This window comes from Streptomyces sp. CA189 (assembly GCF_056428985.1).
In genome coordinates, this window is record NZ_JBWJVM010000067.1 from 21809 (window position 1) to 41369 (window position 19561).

At 72.5% G+C, this 19561-nt stretch carries 16 protein-coding genes and 1 pseudogene; 7 read left to right on the forward strand and 10 right to left on the reverse strand.

The window, feature by feature from the left end; genetic code table 11:
* Window positions 1-39 precede the first annotated feature (39 nt).
* Window positions 40-1659 carry a FadD3 family acyl-CoA ligase gene (locus AC061S_RS34115; RefSeq protein WP_478689777.1) on the reverse strand — a complete coding sequence of 540 codons (1620 nt, stop codon included), beginning with the start codon at window positions 1657-1659 and terminating at the stop codon, window positions 40-42.
* Window positions 1660-2668: 1009 nt separating this feature from the next.
* Here AC061S_RS34115 and AC061S_RS34120 point away from each other — a divergent pair.
* From AC061S_RS34120 to AC061S_RS34130, 3 genes are read left to right on the forward strand one after another with little or no spacing between them, the layout of a single operon-like run.
* The gene (locus AC061S_RS34120) at window positions 2669-3820 is read left to right on the forward strand and encodes a lipid-transfer protein (RefSeq protein WP_478689754.1); all 1152 of its coding nucleotides are present in this window, start codon (window positions 2669-2671) and stop codon (window positions 3818-3820) included.
* A gap of 21 nt (window positions 3821-3841) precedes the next feature.
* Window positions 3842-4339, forward strand: a complete 498-nt coding sequence (locus AC061S_RS34125) for a Zn-ribbon domain-containing OB-fold protein (protein ID WP_478689778.1) — start codon at window positions 3842-3844, stop codon at window positions 4337-4339.
* Window positions 4336-5124 carry an enoyl-CoA hydratase/isomerase family protein gene (locus AC061S_RS34130; RefSeq protein ID WP_478689755.1) on the forward strand — a complete coding sequence of 263 codons (789 nt, stop codon included), beginning with the start codon at window positions 4336-4338 and terminating at the stop codon, window positions 5122-5124. Before AC061S_RS34125 ends, AC061S_RS34130 begins: the two co-directional genes overlap by 4 nt.
* A gap of 40 nt (window positions 5125-5164) precedes the next feature.
* Here the strand turns inward: AC061S_RS34130 and AC061S_RS34135 are convergent, their stop codons facing one another.
* Window positions 5165-5791 (reverse strand): hypothetical protein, encoded by a 627-nt coding sequence (locus AC061S_RS34135; RefSeq protein WP_478689756.1) that lies wholly within the window; start codon window positions 5789-5791, stop codon window positions 5165-5167.
* A gap of 101 nt (window positions 5792-5892) precedes the next feature.
* Complete coding sequence (locus AC061S_RS34140) at window positions 5893-6810, reverse strand: endonuclease/exonuclease/phosphatase family protein (protein WP_478689757.1); 918 nt, start codon at window positions 6808-6810, stop codon at window positions 5893-5895.
* A gap of 404 nt (window positions 6811-7214) precedes the next feature.
* On the opposite strand from AC061S_RS34140, the gene AC061S_RS34145 reads away from it, so the two are divergent.
* Window positions 7215-7757: a hypothetical protein gene (locus AC061S_RS34145; RefSeq protein WP_478689758.1), complete on the forward strand. Its 543-nt coding sequence runs from the start codon at window positions 7215-7217 to the stop codon at window positions 7755-7757.
* Here the strand turns inward: AC061S_RS34145 and AC061S_RS34150 are convergent.
* The gene (locus AC061S_RS34150) at window positions 7754-9214 is read right to left on the reverse strand and encodes an MFS transporter (protein WP_478689759.1); all 1461 of its coding nucleotides are present in this window, start codon (window positions 9212-9214) and stop codon (window positions 7754-7756) included. The genes AC061S_RS34145 and AC061S_RS34150 overlap by 4 nt on opposite strands.
* 121 nt (window positions 9215-9335) lie before the next feature.
* On the opposite strand from AC061S_RS34150, the gene AC061S_RS34155 reads away from it, so the two are divergent.
* Window positions 9336-9764 (forward strand): MarR family winged helix-turn-helix transcriptional regulator, encoded by a 429-nt coding sequence (locus AC061S_RS34155; RefSeq protein WP_478689760.1) that lies wholly within the window; start codon window positions 9336-9338, stop codon window positions 9762-9764.
* A gap of 110 nt (window positions 9765-9874) precedes the next feature.
* Here the strand turns inward: AC061S_RS34155 and AC061S_RS34160 are convergent, their stop codons facing one another.
* Window positions 9875-10369 (reverse strand): peptidylprolyl isomerase, encoded by a 495-nt coding sequence (locus AC061S_RS34160; protein ID WP_478689761.1) that lies wholly within the window; start codon window positions 10367-10369, stop codon window positions 9875-9877.
* A 221-nt stretch (window positions 10370-10590) separates the two neighbouring features.
* Between AC061S_RS34160 and AC061S_RS34165 the strand changes: the two are divergent.
* Window positions 10591-11821: pseudogene (locus AC061S_RS34165) on the forward strand (RNA-guided endonuclease InsQ/TnpB family protein).
* 140 nt (window positions 11822-11961) lie between these two features.
* Here AC061S_RS34165 and afsK read toward each other — a convergent pair.
* Together afsK and AC061S_RS34175 are read right to left on the reverse strand one after the other, a co-directional pair.
* Complete coding sequence (afsK, locus tag AC061S_RS34170) at window positions 11962-14412, reverse strand: protein serine/threonine kinase AfsK (protein WP_478689762.1); 2451 nt, start codon at window positions 14410-14412, stop codon at window positions 11962-11964.
* A gap of 290 nt (window positions 14413-14702) precedes the next feature.
* Window positions 14703-15503 carry a VOC family protein gene (locus AC061S_RS34175; protein WP_478689763.1) on the reverse strand — a complete coding sequence of 267 codons (801 nt, stop codon included), beginning with the start codon at window positions 15501-15503 and terminating at the stop codon, window positions 14703-14705.
* Between the two features lie 301 nt (window positions 15504-15804).
* Here AC061S_RS34175 and AC061S_RS34180 point away from each other — a divergent pair, with 301 nt between their 5' ends.
* Window positions 15805-16452 carry a TetR family transcriptional regulator gene (locus AC061S_RS34180; protein WP_243339306.1) on the forward strand — a complete coding sequence of 216 codons (648 nt, stop codon included), beginning with the start codon at window positions 15805-15807 and terminating at the stop codon, window positions 16450-16452.
* Between the two features lie 117 nt (window positions 16453-16569).
* Here the strand turns inward: AC061S_RS34180 and AC061S_RS34185 are convergent, their stop codons facing one another.
* The 3 genes from AC061S_RS34185 to AC061S_RS34195 all read right to left on the reverse strand — a co-directional run bounded on the left by AC061S_RS34185 (window position 16570) and on the right by AC061S_RS34195 (window position 19515).
* Window positions 16570-17043: a nitroreductase family deazaflavin-dependent oxidoreductase gene (locus AC061S_RS34185; protein WP_478689764.1), complete on the reverse strand. Its 474-nt coding sequence runs from the start codon at window positions 17041-17043 to the stop codon at window positions 16570-16572.
* Window positions 17043-18281: an acyl-CoA dehydrogenase family protein gene (locus AC061S_RS34190; RefSeq protein WP_478689765.1), complete on the reverse strand. Its 1239-nt coding sequence runs from the start codon at window positions 18279-18281 to the stop codon at window positions 17043-17045. Before AC061S_RS34190 ends, AC061S_RS34185 begins: the two co-directional genes overlap by 1 nt.
* Window positions 18282-18360: 79 nt before the next feature.
* Window positions 18361-19515 (reverse strand): restriction endonuclease subunit S domain-containing protein, encoded by a 1155-nt coding sequence (locus AC061S_RS34195; RefSeq protein ID WP_478689766.1) that lies wholly within the window; start codon window positions 19513-19515, stop codon window positions 18361-18363.
* Between the last annotated feature and the right edge of the window lie 46 nt (window positions 19516-19561).

Genomic DNA, 19561 nt, shown 5'->3' on the forward strand with positions numbered 1-19561 from the left:
GGCCGGGGCCGCCGGGCCGCCGGGGCCGCCGTCCCACCCTCAGCGGGTGCGGAGTTCGCGTTTGAGGACCTTTCCGCTCGCGTTGCGCGGGAGTTCGGAGACGAACTCCACCTCGCGCGGGACCTTGTAGTTGGCCATCTCCCGCCGTGACCACGCGATCAGGTCGTCGGCCGTGAGGACGGCGCCGGGGCGGCGGACCGCGTACGCCTTGCCGACCTCGCCCAGGCGCGGGTCGGGGATGCCGACCACGGCGACGTCGGCGATGTCCGGGTGCAGGCCGAGGAGTTGCTCGATCTCGGCGGGGTAGGCGTTGAAGCCGCCGACGATGAACATGTCCTTGATCCGGTCGGTGATGCGCAGGTTCCCGTCGGTGTCGAGGACGCCGACGTCTCCGGTGCGGAGCCAGCCCTCGGGGGTGATGGCCTCGGCGGTTTCGGCCGGGTCCTCGAAGTAGCCGCGCATGACGTTGTGGCCGCGTACCCACACCTCCCCGGCCCGGCCGGTGGGCTGCGGCCCGCCGTCCTGGTCCACGACCCTGACCTCCGTCCCCGGGATGGCCCGGCCCGAGGTCGAGGCGATGATTTCCGCCGGGTCGCCGCGGCGGCACATGGTGACGATGCCGCTGGCCTCGGAGAGCCCGTACGCGGTGAGTACGGTGCCGATGTGCAGCTCGCCGCGGAGCCGTTCGACGAGCTGGAGCGGGACCACGGCCGCGCCCGTGACGACCAGGCGCAGGGCGGAGAGGTCGTGGTGGTCGCGCTGGGGGTGGTCGAGGAGGGACTGGTGGAGGGTGGGCGGTCCGGGGAGTACGGAGATCCGCTCGGCGGCGATGTTGGCGAGGACGGTGTCGATGTTGAAGACGGGCTGGGGGACCATCGTGGCCCCGCGCATCAGGCAGGCGATGACCCCGGCCTTGTAGCCGAAGGTGTGGAAGAAGGGGTTCACGATCAGGTAGCGGTCGCCCTCGCGCAGTCCGGCGAGCTCGCTCCAGACCTCGTAGCAGCGCAGGGACTGGGCGTGGGTGATGACGGCGCCCTTGGGGCTGCCGGTGGTGCCGGAGGTGAAGATGATGTCCGAGGGGGCGTGGGCGGGGATCGCGTCCGTGCGGGCGCGGACCGCCTCGGCGGATACGGAGTCGCCGCCGGTCAGGAACTCCTTCCAGGTGCGGAAGGAGTCCGGGGCGTCCTCGGACAGGACGACGACCTGTTCGAGGTGGGGCAGGCCGGGCAGCGGGCCGGAGCCCTCGCCCTCGGCGGCGGCCCGGCGCAGGGAGGCGACGTAGGAGGTACCGAGGAAGGTGCCGGTGACGAAGAGGAGCCGGGCGCGGCTGCGCTGGAGGACGTAGGCGGCCTCGGAGCCCTTGAAGCGGGTGTTGAGGGGGACGAGGACGGCTCCGGCGGAGACGGCACCGAGCGCGGAGACGATCCACTCGAGGGTGTTGGGCGCCCACACGGCGACCCGGTCCCCCGGTTCCACCCCGGCGGCCATGCAGGCGGCGGCGGCCCGCTCGACGCGCTCGCCGAGCTGCGCGTAGTCGATCCGGACCCGACCGTCGACGACGGCCTCGCGGTCGGCGTAGCGGGTGGCGGCGTCGCGGACGAGACCGCCGATGCTGCTCCACGCAAGGTCCCCCCGAAGGCCTCCCGCGGGGACGGCCAAGACCGTCGGGTCGGCCGGGGCCGTCGGGTCCCCCGCACCCGTCGGGGCGACCGGGGCCGTCGGCCCGGGCGGGAGCGTCGGCCCGGGCGGGACCGTCGGGTCCACCGCACCCGTCGGGGCGACCGGGGCCGTCGCGGCGGCCGGGCGCACCGAGTCCGTCGGGCGCGCCGAACCTGGCAGGCCCCCCGCTCCCGCCGCGGCGGCGGAGCCGGAGGCGGAGCCCGAGGCAGGCCCCGAGCCAGAGCCGGACCGCGAGGCGGCGCCCGACCCCGAGGCGGAACCGACCCCACCCCCGGGGGCAGACACGGCTCCCGGCTCCCGCCCAGCAGCAGCGCCGGCCACGGACCCGGTACCGGACCCGGCCACGGATGCAGTGGCGGAGGCAGATCCGGACCCAGAGCCGAAGCCCGAGGCGGAGCCCGAGCCATAGCCATAGCCGGACCGCGGGGCCGAACCGGGCCCCGACGCGGAGCCGAGCCCAACCCCGGGGGCAGACACAGCTCCCGGCTCCCGCCCAGCAGCAGCACCGGCCACGGGCCCGGTACCGGACCCGACCACGGATGCCGAGGCCGTGGCGGAGCCCGCGCCCGCGGCAGAGGCGGAGCCGGACCGCGGGGCCGAGCCCGGCCCCGACGCGGAGCCGGAGCCGGAGCCGGAGCCCGTAGCGGAGCCCGGTCCCGGCGCGGAGTCGGCCCCACCCCCGGGGACAGGCACGGCTCCCGGCGCCCGCCCGGCAGTAGCGTCGGTCGCGGTCCAGGGCCGGGGCTCGGGGCCCGAATCGGCGGCGCCGGCCACAGACGCGGCACCGGTGCCGGCGCCGGCCCGCGGGCCCCCTCCCCGCCCCGCTCCCGGCGCCGGAGGCGCCCCCGCCCCCGTCCCCGTCGTGTCGGCGAGCCCGTGTGCGTCCTCGGCCATCGTCCGCCCCTCCCTGCAACACCAGTAGCTGACTATCCGTCAGATTAGCTGTAGCCTTCGCGGCTGTCAGTACTGGTGCACCCCGGAGGTGGCGATGGCGGCAACGCTCAAGGACGCTACGGCGATAGTCGGCATCGGGCAGACCGCCTTTGCCAAACAACTGCCGCAGTCCGAAAAGGAACTGGCCTGCCGGGCCATTCTCGCGGCGCTCGACGACGCGGGGATAGACCCGTCCGAGGTCGACGCCTTCTCCTCCTACACGATGGAGGAGACCGACGAGGTGGAGGTCGCCAAAGCCATCGGCGCCGGCGACGTCACCTTCTTCTCCAAGATCGGCTACGGCGGCGGCGGCTCCTGCGCCACCGTCGGCCACCTGGCCGCCGCCGTCGCCACCGGCCAGGCGAGCGTCGGGGTGGCCTGGCGCTCCCGCAAGCGCGGCTCGGGGCCGCGCCCGTGGAAGAACACGGCCGTCCAGCTCCCCACCCCCGGCCAGTGGACCCGCCCCTTCGGCCTGCTGCGCCCCGCCGACGAGATCGGCATGCTGGCCCGCCGCTACATGCACGAGTACGGCGCCACCCGCGACCACCTCTTCAACGTCGCGATGGCCTGCCGCAACCGGGCCAACGAGAACCCGGCCGCCATGATGTACGAGCGCCCGCTGACCCGCGAGATGTACATGACCGCCCGCATGATCAGCGACCCGCTCTGCCTCTTCGACAACTGCCTGGAGACCGACGGCGCGCTGGCCTGCGTCATCGTGAGCGCCGAGCGCGCCCGTGACTGCCGGCAGAAGCCCGTCTACGTGCACTCCGTCGCCCAGGGCCTGCCCTCCCAGCACCACGGCATGGTCAACTACTGGAACGACGACCCGCTGTCCGGCCCCGCCTGGACCGCCGCCCGACACCTGTGGAAGCAGGCCGACTTCGGGCCCCAGGACGTGGACGTCGCCCAGATCTACGACGCCTTCACCCCCCTCATCCCGCTCTCCCTGGAGGGCTACGGCTTCTGCGGACGCGGCGAAGGCGCCTCCTTCACCGAGGGCGGCGCCCTGGAGATCGGCGGCCGACTCCCGATCAACACCGGCGGCGGCGGCCTCAGCGAGGCCTACGTGCACGGCTTCAACCTGATCAACGAGGGCGTCAAGCAGCTCCGCGGCGTCTCCACCGCCCAGGTGCCCGACGCCGCGACCTGCCTGGTGACCGCGGGCGAGGGCGTCCCGACGTCCGCGATCCTGCTGCGAGCCTGAGGAGCTGAGGAATCCATGACGATGCAGCCCACCACCACGCCCACCACGCCCGCGGCGTCCTCGGCGTCCTCGGCGCCCGCCGACGAGCTCCTCCTCCCCGTACCCGACGGGGACGGGGCCCCCTTCTGGGAGTACGCGGCCCAGGGCGAACTCCGCGTCCAGGCCTGCGCGGCGCCCGACTGCGGGAAACTGCGCTTCCCGCCCCGCCCCTGCTGCCCGCACTGCCGGTCCTTCGACTCCGAATGGCGCCTGATGAGCGGCCGCGGCCGGATCTGGTCGTACGTACAGCCGCACCCGCCGCTGCTGCCCGCGTACGCCGCGCAGGCCCCGTACAACGTGATCCTCGTGGAGCTGGCCGACGCCCCGCAGATCCGCCTCGTCGGGAACCTCGTCACCTCCGCCGACGCCCCGCTGGACTCGATGGACCCGGCGCGGCTGCGCATCGGCGCGCGGGTCCAGGTGGTGTTCACCGAGACGGGCGGGATCGCCGTGCCGCGCTGGGTGCTGGAGAAGTCATGACCGGTCCGGGACTGCGCGTGGAGCGCGACAAGACCACCGGGGTCGCGGTCGTCACCCTGGACCGGGAGCGCAAGCACAACGCGATCGACCTGGCGACGGCCGCCGAACTGGCACGGGTCTGGCGGGAGTTCCGCTACGAGGACGAGGTACGGGCGATCGTGCTGACGGGCGCCGGCCGGGCGGCCTTCTGCACCGGCATCGACCGGGGCGTGGAGGTGCCGCAGCCCTCCTCGCCGTACTCGGTGGACGACCCGCTCGTCGCCATCGGCCCGAAGGCGAACGACCTGTGGAAGCCGGTGGTCGCCGCCGTCAACGGAATGGCCTGCGGCGGGGCGTTCTACCTGCTGGGCGAGTCGGAGTTCATCATCTCCGCCGCGTCCGCGACCTACTTCGACCCGCACACCAGCTACGGGATGGTCAGCGCCTACGAGGCGATCTACATGGCGCAGCGCATGCCCTTCGGCGAGGCCGCCCGGATGTCCCTGATGGGCACGGCGGAACGGCTCTCCGCGCGGCGGGCGTACGAGATCGGCCTGGTCTCGGAGCTGGCCGAGCCCGAGGCGCTGCTCCCGGCGGCCCTGCGGGCGGCCGAGACGCTGGCCGGCTTCCCGACGGAGGCCGTGCAGGGCACCGTACGGTCCCTGTGGGCGGCGAAGCAGGCCGCGCTCCAGCAGGCGCTGGCGCAGGCTCCGGGGCTGATCGCGCTGGGGAACCTGCCGCCCGAACGTCAGGCGGAGCTGTTCGCCGGGCGGCGCGGGGCGGGCCCGGAGCCCCGGATCCGCTGAGGCGACGGGCGGGGGCCGCTTCCGACGGCCCCCGCCGGCGCTACCGGGTCTTCTTCGTGGACCTGGGCTTCGGCGTGCTCGTGGTCTTGCCGCCCGTGCTGCCGCCGGTGGTGGCCCCCGTGGTCCCGGAGGTGGACGTCGACGTCGGGGTGGGCGACGCGGTCGAGAGGGTCTGGATCGTGCCCACCGTGCAGCGCTGGACCTCGCCCGCCTTGGCCGCGCTCGTCATCGGCACGTCGACCCTCCGGCTCTCGCCCGCCTTGAGCGTAAGGTCCACGGAGCCGGAGTCGACCCGGCCGGACGCGCCCTCGAAGACCAGCGGGACGCGGAAAGCGTGCCCGGCCGCCGAGTCGGAGGTGACCTCGACGGTGGCCTTCGCCCCGGACGGCCCGACGCAGTTGATGACCACGGCGTGCGCGAGCGGCCGGGACGGCGTGGCCGTGGCCGTGGAGCCGCTCCCGCTCCCGCTGCCGCCCGTACTGCCGTGGCTCTTCGTCTTCGACTTCGACTTGCTCTTGGAGCTGGAGCACCCGCCCCCGCTGCCGTCGCTCTTGCTCTTGCTCTTGCCGCCGCTGCCGCTGCCGCCCGTCGACGAGAACCCCGTCAGCGCGAGCACCACGCCCACCAGCACCGCCGTGACCTTGACCCGACGCCCCGTGACCACCATGACCGCTCCCTCTCCCCGTAGAACAACGCGCGGCACGCTATCAGGGGGGTCCGGTCGGCGGTCAGGCGGTCAGGCGGTCAGTCCCGGTGTTCCCCTACGGGCTACTTCACGGTGACCGTGCCGGTCAGGACGCGGTGGTCCGAGCAGGCGGCCAAACCGGTGCACGCCGTGGAGATCGCCAGCGAGTCCGCACTGTACGAGCCCGGCGTCGCAAGGGTGGTCTCACGCACGAAGACCAAGTCGACCTTGCTGTTGGTTCCGCACGGGTTGGAGCCCTCGACCCCGTCGGTCGTCGCCTCTCCGTGCCCCAGGCAGTGGGTGCTGTCCGCGTCGTCCAGTTCACGGTAGGCACCGGCGTTGCCGGTGTTGTAGGCCGTGTCGACGTTCGCCGAGTAGTAACTGTTCAGCTTCGCGTGGTGCGGCTGAGTGTTGAAGTCGCCCGCGACGATCGGCGTGCCGTAGGTGTCCAGCTTGGCGAGGACGGTTTGCAACTGAAGGCTCTTGTGGGTCAGCTCCGTGGTGATGTGCGTGGTGCAGAACACCGTGTCCGATCCGTCGGTCAGAGGCGCGCACAGCAGGGTCCGGGCTGCGGGCGAACCGACCGGCTCGGGCAGGAGGGTGCGCTCAGCAGTACCGAGCGGCTTCTTGCTGAACATGGCGTTGCCGAAGGCGTGGCCGCCGCAGATCGAGGTACCGGCCGGGCGACTTGCCGCGAACCGGGCGAAGCTGTCGTTGCCCTCGACGGGCCAGTTCCTGTTCCGCAACTGCTTGATGATCTCGGCGTACTGGTTCTCACACAGCTCGTTGAAGGCGGCGAAGTCCGCCCCCCGATTGATGATCGAATCAACGGCCTGCTCCACCATCGTGATGGCGGCCGGGTCCGTCGCGACGGCCACGCCATCGTTGATCTCGTGCCCTGACACGTTCCACTGCCAGACGTTGTACGTCTTCGGTGTCGTCGTGGTGTCCGTCGTGGTGGCCTGGGCGGCACCGACCGGCGCCAGCAAGACACTTGCCACGCTCAGCACGAAGCCCCGAAATATCGCTTTTCTCATTCTTGGAGTCCCCCCTCATATGCCGCGAGGTGCCCTGTTCGGGCACCTGAGACAACGGCTCAGTGATCTTAGCCATCGGTCTCCGGACGGCCTGCCACGGGCAGGCGTGCAGGCGGGCAGGCGGGCAGGCAGTCCCGGCGTTTCCCTACGGGCTACTTCACGGTGACCGTACCGGTCAGGTGCGGTGGTCCGAGCAGGCTGCCACACCGGTGCACGCCGTGGAGATCGGCAGCGCGTCCGCACTGTACGAGGCCGGCCCCGAACGGTCTGCCGCACCGCGGGTCATGGTCGGGCCCCGCGTGCGGGGACCGGAGGGCGGGCGTAGCGTCGGGATCGAGATCCAGACCCACTCCCCCGGAGGGCCGGGCATGATCCGCAACGTACTCGGCTCGCTCCTGGGTCTGATCGGAGCGACGGCCGCCGTCTGGAGCCCCTTCCGTGCCTGGTACGACGGCCGTCACGGACGCGACTACCGCATCCAGGAGCTCTTCACCGCCGCCGGAATCACCGACACCAAGGCCGCCCTGCTGGGCTCGCTCCTGCTGCCCCTCCTCTTCGCCGCCCTGCTCGCGCTGGTCGCGATCGTGCTGCGCTCCCGGCTGCTCATGGCCTTCTCCGGGGTCGTCGTCCTCGGCTTCGCCGTGCTCTGGATGGTCCGCCAGGGCCAGGCCGCGGGCAGCCTCTCGGTCGGCGGCGAGGGCACGGGGCTGGGCGACGGCCTCGCCAACGCCTTCGGCGCCGGCGCGCTGCTCATCCTCGCGGCGGCCGTGATGAGCGGCCGCCCCCGCCGCCGCGACCGGACCGCGCCGGAGCCGGAGCCGGCCCCGGCCTCGGCACCGGCCCCGGTCGAGGACCCGACTCACCCTCCGGCCCCGACCGCCTGGCCGGCCCCGCCGCAGGACCACTCCTAGCGCGTGCCGCCCCGGGGGACGCGGGTCGGCGACCGCAGCACGAGGGCGACAACGAGGGCGACGGCGGAGCACACCGCCAGGGCGAGGAAGCCGTTGCCGACGCCCGCGGTGGTCGCGGCCGCGACCGGATCCCCGCCTTCGAGGCCGCTGTCCACCGAGGTCATGAGGATGGTGCCGATGACGGCGATGCCGAGGGCGGCGCCGGTCTCGTTGAAGGTGTTCAGCAGACCGGATCCGACGCCCGACTCCGCCGGCTCGACGTGCGCCGTGCCGATGCCGAACAGCGGCACGAAGCAGGCCGGCAGACCTGCGCCGATGACGGCCAGCGCGGCGACGGTCAGTGCGACGCTGTCGGTGGCAGTTGCCAGGACGCCCGTACCGACGAGCTGAAGCGCGGCCCCGGCCACGTACAGGCCGCCCAGGCCCAGCGCGCCCGCCAGCGCCGGCGCGACCATCGCGACGGCGAGGGCGGCCAGGCCCATGGGGAGCAGTGCGAGGCCGGTGGCGAAGGCGCTCATTTCGTGGACCCGCTGGAAGTACAGGCTGGCCAGGAAAGAGCTGCTGATCATGACGGCGGCCACCAGGAGGAGGCCGACGCTCGACAGCCAGTAGGTGGGCTTGCGCAGCAGGTGCAGCGGAAGAAGCGGGTCGGCCCGGCCGATCTCCATGAAGGTCACCGCCGCGAGCAGGACCACGGCGCCGGCGATGCTGATCCAGGCCGTCGGGTCGCCGAATCCCTCGTGCAGCCGGATCAGGCCGAGGGACAGGGCGGCGAGTCCGGCGGTGGACACGACGGCCGACGGCAGCCGCAGCGTACGGCCGCTGTTCGTACGGAGGGCGGGCATGGCGCGCAGGGCTCCGACGAGGGCGGCGATGCTGACCGGGATGTTGATCAGGAAGGCCCAGCGCCAGCTGATCGCCGTGACGATCAGACCGCCGAGCACCACGCCGATGGTCGCGCCGATCACGCCGAGGCCGCTCCAGGCGGTCAGGGCGATCTTGCGCTGCTCCTCGTCCTGGTAGACCGCGAGGATGATGGACAGGGCGGCCGCGGAGAGCAGGGCGGCCCCGGCGCCCTGGAGGGCGCGCCCCGCGACGAGCAGCTCCTGGTTGCCGGCGATGCCGCAAAGCACGGAGGCGACCGCGAAGGCCGAGAGGCCGGTGACGAAGGTGCGCCGCCGGCCGAGGACGTCGGAGACGCGGCCGCCGAAGAGCAGCAGACTGCCGAGCATCAGGACGTACGCGCTGACGGTCCACTGCAAGGCGGTCTCGTCGGCGGGCAGTCGGGCCCCGATCGAGGGCAGGGCCACGTTCACGACCGTCGAGTCCAGCATGACCATCAACTGGGCGACACCGACCACCACCAGGGTGGTCCAGGGGGCCTTGCCGAGGGCCCGGGCGGGTGCTTCTTCCGCATCCTGCCCGGCTGTCCGGGGTGCCAGTGCCTGCTCGGTCACCGTGTCTCCATTCGTCCGCGGGTCGATCGATTCATAATTCATGCATGCACATGGATCGATCCGCACAGTACATTCATGCGCGTGCATCGACAAGGAGGGGTCGCAAACCTACGATGAGGGCGTGACAGAAACAGCTCTGACCGATCGATGGGTGTCCGTGACCCGCGCCTGCGCGCAGATCAATCAGGCCGCCGAGCGCGTACTGGCCGAGCAGCACGGCCTCTGCGCCAGCGCCTTCGAGATCATGGACGTGATGATGCGCGCGGACGGCTGGATCCGCGCCGGCGAACTCAGCTCCCGCGCCTCCAGGAGCCAGCCGCAGGTCTCACGCCTGCTGGCCCAGATGATCACTGCCGGCTACGCCGAGCGGAGGCCGTGCGCCAACGACCGGAGGGGCTTCGACGCCCGGCTCACACCGGCCGGCCGGGAGCTCTTCTCGCGGTCCGCCGCCACCATGGAAACGGTTCTGCGCGAGCTGGCCGACAGCAGTGCGGAGTTGCGCGACCTCATGGGCCGGTCCGCCACCCACCGGGCGACCCCGGCCCCCTGACGGACGTGACAGCCGCCCCCGGACGTGACGGCGGCCCGTCCCGCAGACATGACGGCGGCCCCGTCCCCCTGAGGGGGCGGGGCCGGCCAGCCGTTGCGGGCGGGGTGGGCTCAGGCCTCGACGACGCCGGACGCGGCGATCTCGATCTTGCCCTTCGTGGAGCCCGAGGCGGTGCCGAGCTTCTCGATGCGGTCCACGATCTCCGTGCCCTCGACGACCTCGCCGAAGACGACGTGCTTGCCGTCGAGCCAGGTGGTGACGACGGTGGTGATGAAGAACTGCGAGCCGTTGGTGTTGCGGCCGGCGTTCGCCATCGACAGCAGGTACGGCCGGTCGTGCTTCAGGTTGAAGTTCTCGTCGGCGAACTTCTCGCCGTAGATGCTCTTGCCGCCCGTGCCGTTGTGGTTGGTGAAGTCACCGCCCTGCAGCATGAACTGCGGGATGACGCGGTGGAAGCCGGAGCCGGCGTAGCCGAAGCCGTTCTGGCCCGTGCACAGCTCGCGGAAGTTCTGGGCGGTCTTCGGGACTACCTCGTCGAAGAGGTTGAAGACGATGCGACCGGCGTCCTCGCCGTCGATCTTGATGTCGAAGAATACGTTGCTCATGGGGTCCATCCTGTCATCTGGATAACCGGAACCCGCCCAGGGCTTCACATCGGGGAGGAATCTCGTGGCCGCGCACCGCTTCGGCTGCGGCTGGATCGTCCTGAGGCAGATGCAGGGATCTGCGGGTGACGGTTCTCCGACGTGTGGGGTGATCGGTCGCTCGTTCAGGTGAGGTACTGCCGTTCAGGGGAACGGTGTGGGCGGCGGATCCACGTTGCGTGGTGACGACATTTGGGACTACGGAGGACGCCGGGTATGCCCGGTTCACCTTCCGGCTTCCTGTGTCGTCGACTGCGCTCGCCGCACTCGTTGCGGAGTGGGACCGGTGCCGGTGGGTCTGGAACGAGTGCGTGGCCAAATCGAAGCAGATCCACGCCTTCAACCGGACCCGCCCGGTGGGCGAGGACAAGCGGACCTGCGGTCCGGCGCAGCTCGACCGGATGCTGACCGAGGCCCGCCCTAGCACTCCGTGGTTGCGGGAGGGTGCGAGTGTTCCGCAGCCGCAGCTGATCCGGGATTTCGGGAAGTCGCGGGCTAAGGCGCAGAAGGACATCAAGGATCGGCTGCCGATGCGGCAACGGGCCGGCCTGCCCGGGTGGAAGAAGAAGCGCGAGACGGATCCGAGCCTCGACTACACCAAGCGCGGCTTCCGGCTCCAAGACGGACGCCTTCGTCTGGCGGGCGGGATCGTCCTGACGGTGGCGTGGTCGCGCGATCTCCCTGCTGACCCGTCATCGGTGCGCGTCTACCGGGATCGTGTCGGCCACTGGTACGGCTCGTTCGTCGTCCTTGCACGGACCGAAGCCCCTGCCCTCTACCGGCGCGGTCATCGGTATCGACTGGGGTGTGGCCGAGACGGCGACGACCACCAGCGACTCCCATGACCTGCCGCACCCGGAGCACGGCGAGAAGGCCGCCGTGAGGCTTGCCCGGTATCAGCGGATGATGACCCGCCGCCGTGCCCCGAAGGGGAAACAGCAGTCGAAGGGCTGCCGGGAGGCGCAGAGGCGGGCGGCGAAGCTGCACAAGAAGGTCGTCCGGCAGCGGCAGGACACCGCCCGCAAGTGGGCCAAGCGTGTCGTCCGCGATCACGACGCTCTGGCCGTCGAGGACTTCCGCCCCAAATTCCTCGCGAAATCCAGCATGGCGAGGAAGGCCGCCGACGCCGCCATCGGCGTCACGAAGACGGCCCTGGTCGAGATGGGCCGTAAGCACGGCCGGGTCGTGCAGATGGTGCACCCCGCGCACACCACGATGGACTGCGCGCAGTGCGGAGCGAGAGCCAAGCACGCACTGCCGCTGGGAGTACGCACTTACACCTGCACCGCGTGCGGAGCCGTGTCCCCACGGGACAAGAACTCCGCACGCGTGATGCTCATCCGGGCAGGTCTGAACCCGGCCGGCGTCGAGAGTGGAAGACCTGACGAACCGCCGGTTCGCCGGGCAGCTTGAGCCGAAAATCCCCACGCTCCGAAGGAGAGGAATCCCTTAAGGCAGGGGGCAGTCAATTCCGGTGCGGTGCGCGCCCCCGCGGGGGTCGCGACGCGACCCCCGGGCGGCTCAGCCGCAGCTCACCGCCGCCCCGCGCCGGGTCAGCCGGCCGTACGGGTCCCCGTGCCCTTGGCGGCGTCCAGCGCGTAGACGCAGCGGTCCTTGCTGCACGCGTAGACCACGCCCGCCTCGGCCACCGGGGCTCCGGTGATCTCCCCGCCGGTGGCCAGCTTCCAGCGGAGCTGGCCGCCCGCCGCGTCGAGGGTGTACAGGCAGTGGTCGGCCGATCCGAAGTGGACGCGGCCGTCCGCGACCGCCGGGGAACCGGTGATCTCGCCGCCCGCCGCGAAGCGCCACTTCGGGGTGCCGGTGACCGCGTCCAGCGTGTACACGGCGCTGCCCGCGGCCAGGTGGACGTTGCCCGCGGCGACCAGGACCGGGTCGGCGGACTGCCGCGGCTCGGTGGCGATGCGCCAGCGGTCCTTGCCGGTGGCCGCGTCCAGGGCGTAGACGGTGCCCAGGTAGTCGGCGAGGTAGACGCCGCCGCCCGTGACGGCCGCGCCGGGGGCGAAGGCCGGGGGCGCGAGGAACACGGCGGGGGCCTCGAAGTGCCAGCGGACCCGGCCCGAGGCCCGGTCGATGGAGATCACCCGGGTGCCGGCGGCCACGTAGACGTTGCCGTCGGGGGCGGGCGTGACCCGTACGGGCACGTTCCCGCAGGAGGCGGCGTCGCCGACCGGGTAGGACCAGGACTCGCGGCCGGAGCGGGCGTCCAGGGCGCGCAGCCGGGCGTCCTGCCACACGTAGACCGTGCCGTCGTGCAGGACCGGGGCCGCCTCTGCGGTCTCGAACTCGCTCTGCGCCCCGGTCAGCTCCCACAGCTTGTGCCCGCTGGACGACTCCCAGGCCTGTACGCCGCCTCCGCGCGTGGCGGTGACGACGGTGCCCCGGTCGGCGCGCAGGGCGTACACCCAGGCATCGGCGGACAGCCGCCAGCGCTCGGCGCCGTCGGTGGCGTCGAGGGCGTAGAGGGAGGGGCCGTCGGAGGCGTGGATGCGCCCGTCGGAGACGGCCATGGACCAGGCGACGTCGCGGGTCTTGAACTGGCGGCGGCCGCTGGCCACGTCCAGGGCGTGCACCTCGAAGGAGGTGACGTAGAGCAGGTCGCCGGCGACGGTCGGGGTGCCCCAGACCTCGTTCGACATCCGGAACCGCCAGGGCCGCCAGCGGCCGCTGTCGGGGGCCGGCCCGGGGCTCGGTACGACGACGGAGGGCGCGGGGCCCGCCACCGGGGTGCCGGCGGGCGGCCGGATCCAGCCGGTCGCGGAGTCCGCGGCGGCGGCGTGGGCGGCCGGCGCCGAGGCGGAGGCCTGCGGGCCGGGCCCGATCGGCACCGGGGAGCCGCCGAGCCGTACGGGCTCGCCCGAGGGCGCCATCGGGGGGCGCTCGGGGCGCTGCGGGACGGCCTGGCCGGTCCGCGGATCGGTCCACGGGTCGGCTCCGCCGCGCTGGCGGCGGTGCGTGGCGGGACCGGACGCGGGCCCGGACGCGCGACCGGACCCGGGCCCGGGACCGACGCTCTCGATGGGTGCGGAGACACCCGCCCGGGGAAGCGCCGGCTTCGGCACGGCGGCCGCCGCGGCCGCGGCCGCGGCGTTGCGGTGGCCGGCCCGCCGGGCCTCGATCATCGCGACGGCCCGCTCGGGCAGCCACGCGGAGGCGGTACCGCTCTCGTCGCCGCCCTCGAAGAGGTGCGGGGCGAGCTGCGCCTGCAGGTCGGCCGGGGTCGGCCGCTGCGTGGCGTCCATCTGCATGCAGGAGTCGATCAGCGGGCGGAGCTCGTCGGGGAGCCCCTCCAGGTTGGGGCCCTCGCGCAGCAGCATGAAGACCGTCTCCACCGGGTTCGCCCCGTGGTACGGCGGGTGCCCGGTGGCGGCGAAGACCAGCGTGGAGCCGAGCGAGAAGACGTCGCTGGCGCCCTTGACGCTGCGCGAGTCCTTGGCCTGCTCCGGCGACATGTAGGCGGGGGTGCCGACGGCGACGTTCGTCATGGTCAGGCGGGTGTTGGAGACCCCGCTGGCGATGCCGAAGTCGATCACGCGCGGGCCGTCCTCGACAACGAGCACGTTGGAGGGCTTCAGGTCGCGGTGGACCAGGCCCGCCCCGTGGATGGACTGCAGCGCCTCGGCGATGCCGGCGGCGAGCCACCGTACGGCCTGGGCGGGCATCGGCCCGCACTCGTGGACGATCTCCTCCAGGGAGGGCGCCGGTACGTACGCGGTGGCCAGCCACGGCACGGCCGCGCGCGGGTCGGCGTCGACGACGGCCGCGGTGTAGAAACCGGAGACGGCGCGGGCCGCCTCCACTTCACGGGTGAAGCGGACGCGGAACAGCTGGTCCTCGGCGAGCTCGGTGCGCACCGTCTTGATCGCCACCCGGCGTCCGGACGCCGACCGGGCGAGATAGACCAGCCCCATGCCGCCGGCGCCGAGCCGTCCCAGCACCTCGAAGGGGCCGATCCGTCTCGGGTCGTGCTGCGTCAGCTGCTCCACCACTCGCCTCCACACCCATCCCCGTACGGGCGCCCTCACGGGCCCCGCTCTTCCAGCCGTCGCCGGCGGCATCGCCGTCATCGCTGTCACGTCACCGTATTGCGCGCGATCCGCCGCGGGGCCCTGCCCCGTGCAGCGTCTCACCCCCGGGGGACGCCCGGGTCGCGCACCCCCGATTCTGTCAGGCCCGCGCCCGGTCCGGCCCCGGTCCGGCCCCGGCACGGCGGGTGATGCCGGACGGGCCGCGGGAAGGCCCGTGGCGTGGCAGACGAGGAGTTCGGCGACGGGCCCTAGCCGCCCGTCCTCGTCCGCGGCTCCGAGAGCAGCCCGAAGACCGCACCCTGGTTGTCCGCGACCACCGCGATGCGCCCGTACGGGGTGTCGAAGGGGTCGGCGGTGACCCGGCCGCCGAGGCGCTGCACCATCGCCACGGACTGGTCGCAGTCGGGGACGGCGAAGTACGCGAGGAAGTGCGCGGGCATGATCTCCGGGAAGGCGTCGGTGATGAGGCTGCGCCCCAGGACCGCGGTCTCCGAGCCGGGCGCCTTGCCGGGCGGGGACCAGACGCGGTACTCGATGCCCGACTCGGCGTCATTCTGGTCCTCGGGGACGTAGCCGAAGACCTTGGCGTAGAAGACGTCCACGGCGTCGCGGGCCCGGGTGTACACCTCGGACCAGCAGTACGTGTAGGGCTCCTGCTGGGCGTCGAAGCCGTGGTGGGTGCCGGGCTGCCACAGCCCGAAGACGGCCCCGCCGGGGTCGGCGGCCATCGCGGCGGTCCCGTAGGGGCCGACCGGCATCGGGTCCATCACCATCTGGCCGCCGGCGGCGCGGATGCGCTGGGCGCAGGCGTACGCGTCGGTGGTGTAGAGGTAGATCCCCCAGACGGTCGGCATCCGGCCGTCGGGCTTGGGGGCGAGGGCGGCGACGTTGCGGCCGCGGCTGTAGGCCTGGGTGTAGTGGCCGTACTCGGCTCCCGCGCTGTCGGCGAAGGTCCACCCGAAGAGCTCACCGTAGAAGCGCTTGCCGGCTTCCACGTCCGGCAGGGAGGCGTCGACCCAGCAGGGTGTGCCTTCCGCGAATGCGGCCATGAGCCCGGTTCCTTCCGTTGTGCGGGGGTGTGCAAGGGTGTGCACCCTCCGCGCACGTTCCGCCTCGCTCGCCCAGCCATGTCCTCCGGATCATGATGTGCCCGAAAACTTGTCCACAGCCTGTTGATAAGACTATTCGGGGGATAGGGCCCGAACCCGGACGGCGCGCCCGGGACGCCCGCCCGGCCGGAATCGGTCGCGGTGAGGGGTCGGGACGGGCTTACGCCCAGGCCAGGCGTCCCGTAACCCCATTTGCAGGCGGCCGAATAGCGCGCCGATCACCCCTCGGTAAGCTGACGGCATGACAGGACAAGTACGCACCGTCGACGGCCGCGTTGCCGGCCGGCGCGGTCAGGCGACGAGGCAGAAGCTGCTCGACTGCCTCAGCGAGATGCTCAGCTCCTCGCCGTACCGCGACGTCAAAGTGATCGACGTCGCCCGCAAGGCCGGTACCTCCCCCGCGACCTTCTACCAGTACTTCCCGGACGTCGAAGGCGCCGTCCTGGAGATCGCGGAGCGCATGGCCAGCGAGGGTGCGCAACTGACCTCGCTGGTCGAGGGGCGCGCGTGGGTCGGCAAGGCGGGCTGGGCGGCGGCCGAGGAACTCGTGGACGGCTTCCTGGAGTTCTGGCGTCGCAACGACGCGATCCTGCGGGTCGTCGACCTCGGCGCGGCCGAGGGCGACAAGCGGTTCTACAAGATCCGCATGAAGATCCTCAACTCCGTCACCAACTCCCTCACGGAGTCGATGAAGGAGCTGCAGGCCAAGGGCAAGGTCGACAAGGACGTGAGCCCGGCGGCGATGGCCGGTTCGCTGGTGGCCATGCTCGCGGCGGTCGCCTCGCACCAGAAGGGCTTCCAGACCTGGGGCGTCAAGCAGGCGGAACTCAAGCCGAACCTGGCGCTCCTGGTCCACCTGGGCATCACGGGCAAGAAGCCCACGAAGTGAGCGGCGGACCCCACCGGGTCCGCCGCGCCTTCGGCGGCCGCTCGCGCCGCCATCCCTGCTCCCGCCCCTGCCCCCACCCCCGCAATCCGCCCTGCCCCTAAGGGACTTCCGCCGCGATCAGCGACGCTCCAGGCGGAACAACCGGATCTCGCGCTCGATGCGCGCCTGGTACGTCGCGTACGGCGGCCAGAACTTCAGCACCGCCTGCCACGCCGCCGCGCGTTCCTCACCCGCCAGCAGGCGGGCGCGTACGGCGATGTCCTGACCCTTCCAACTCACGTCCGCGTCAGGGTTCTTGAGAAGGTTCCCGGTCCATGCCGGGTGTCCGGGGCGGCCGAAGTTCGATCCGATCAGCACCCAGCTCACCCCGTCCTGCTCCGGCATGCACGCGAGCGGGGTGGTGCGCGGCTCGCCGGTCTTGGCTCCCTTGGCGGTGAGGATCACGCCGGGGAGCATCTGGGCGCTGAGGATGACCTTGCCGCGGGTCAGCTTGTGCACCGCCTTGTCCATGGCGGGGATGAAGTGCGGTGCGATCTTGGCGAACAGCATGGTCGAGGAGACCTTCTGCATCAGCTTGACTCCGGGCGCCATCAGACGGCCACCTTCTCGTTGCGTGGGGCGGGGGCGGGTGCTTGCGCGGGGGCGGGCGCTTGCGCGGGCGCGGTGGCCGCGGGTGCGAACAGTCCGGCGGCGTCAGCGGCGTGGGCGCGCAGCCGGTGGACCGGGCCGAAGAGCAGTTCGTCGGCGGCCGCCCGCTTGAAGTAGAGGTGCGCGTCGTGCTCCCAGGTGAAGCCGATGCCGCCGTGCAGCTGGATGGCCTCGCCGGCGGTGGTCCGCAGCGCTTCCAGGGCCTGGGCCAGGGCGAGCCCGCCCTGTTCCGGGTCCCAGGCGGCGTAGTAGGCGGCGGAGCGGGCCGCCTGGACCTGTACGTAGAGGTCGGCGAGGCGGTGTTTGACCGCCTGGAACGAGCCGATGGCCCGGCCGAACTGCTCGCGCTGCTGTACGTACTCCACGGTGCGGGCGAGCGCCTGCCCGGCCGCGCCGACCGCCTCGGCGGCCAGGACGGCGGCGGCGCCGCGTCCGGTGGCGGCGAGGGCTCCGGCCACGTCGGCGTCCTCGCCTCCCAGCAACTCGGCTTCGACATCCCGGAGTTGGATGCGCCCCTGCGGGCGGGTCTCGTCCAGGGTGGTCTGCCGTGTCCGTACGAGGCCGGGCGCGTCTTCCCGTACGAGGAACAGCAGGGTGCGGCTGCGGGCGAACCCTCCCGTGTGCGCGGCGACCAGCAGCAGCGAGGCGCTGTGCCCGTCGAGCACCTGGGCGACCTCCCCGTACAGCCGCCAGCCGCCGTCCACGGCGCGGGCCTGCACTCCGCCGGCCCGGCCGCCGCCGGCCCATTCGCCCGGGGCGTTGTCCCCGGTCAGCGCGAGGGCGGTGCCCAGGGCGGGGCCGGGTACGGCGAGCGCGGCGGTGAGCCCGCCCGCCGCGAGCGGCGGGAGCAGGGTGGAGCGCTGGGCGCCGGTCCCCAGGGCGGTGACCAGCGGTACGGCGAGCACGGCGGTGGCCAGCAGTGGCGAGGGCAGCAGCACCCGCCCGGTCTCCTCGCAGGCCAGGGCCAGGTCGCCGGGGGCGCAGCCGACGCCTCCGTACTCCTCGGCCACGGCGATGCCCGGCAGTCCGAGCTGCCGGGCGAGCTGCTGCCACAGCTCGCGGTCGTGTCCGGCGGCGGTGCGGACGGCGGCCTTGACCTCGTCCGGGCCGCAGCGTTTGCCCAGGATCTCGCGCAGGGTACGTCGTATCTCGTCCTGCTCCGCGGTGAAGGCGGCATCCATCGTCGGGCTCCTCCCCGTATCTGACGGGCCGTCATGTTAGGGCGAGCGGCGCCATAAGCACAGGGGGCGGGGACTTCTACTACCGCATGCCGAAGAGGCTTTCCTGGACTCCCCCGCCCCGCACAGGGCCTTCGTGCGGCGGGGAGGAACCGCGGGGCGCACGGGGACCTCCGTCGAGGAACTCGTCGAGCAGCGCATCCCGCAGGGCGACCAGGGTGTCGATCTCCTCCGCGGCGGTGCGCGCCCGCTGGTGGAGCCGCCCGGCCACATCGGCGAATCGCGCGCGGACGTGGAACGGAGCCCAGGGGATGGCAGCGGCCGCGAAGGCGCGGTGACTGATCTCGCGGCCGCTCGCGCCGTGCGCCGTCGATGCCAGGTCGACAGCATGGCAGCGGATTGCGTGCAGCAGCCAGTACCGGTCCTCCTCGGATTCCGGCTCCAGGACGAGCACTCCCCTGCCGGGAGCGACGGGGACGTCGTTCACCACCACACGCACGCCGCCCTCGCGGACTGCCACGAGTAGCGAACCAGTCGGGCAGAGCGGAGCGTCGTCGGCAGCCTGCTCGGTGCCGGAAGCAGCGAGGTGCGCCAGTACGCTCTGCAGGACGTCCGCGGGCGCGACTACGGGCACAGACACGCCTGTCGGCCCTGCTTGATGCGACTGCGCACCCTCCGGGTGCGGCCGCATGCGCGATCCCCCGCTCATCCGCACGAGCTCACCGAACGGCACCATCGGCAGCCGCCCTCCGGCCGCCTCCGCCCGGAACCGGGCGTCCGCAACCGCAGGCGCCGTACGCATGATGTCGGCGTCGACCTGCTGCTTCTTCTCCATCACCGCCATCAGGTGGAGGAATTTCGCCGCCTCCCCGAGCGGCGGCATCGGTACCGGCAGCTCGCGCAGCGCGGCCAGGCTGAGCGTGAGCTGCAAGGTGGTGGCCTTCGCCCGGCTCTGGCACCACTGGCGCGCATAGGAAGAGTTGAGCCATGCCACGAGCCACTCGGGGTCCACGGGACCAGCCGGGGCGAGGCTGACACGCCCGACCGTCCGGGAGGTGTTCCAGCCCTCCACCTCCCGGGTGACGAGGGCGGCTTCGCCCACCCTGCCGACTATCACGACCAAAACGTCGCCCACGCCGATCCGGCCGTGCGGGTTGTCGCGGTCCACCTGATGACTGACGCGCCTGACGTGGTCCGGATCCACCCGTCCTCCCTGGATGTCCGCGGCGCGGATCATGCCCACGCCGTGGTCCGTGTGCGGGCCGGGTCGGGTGATCCCGTAC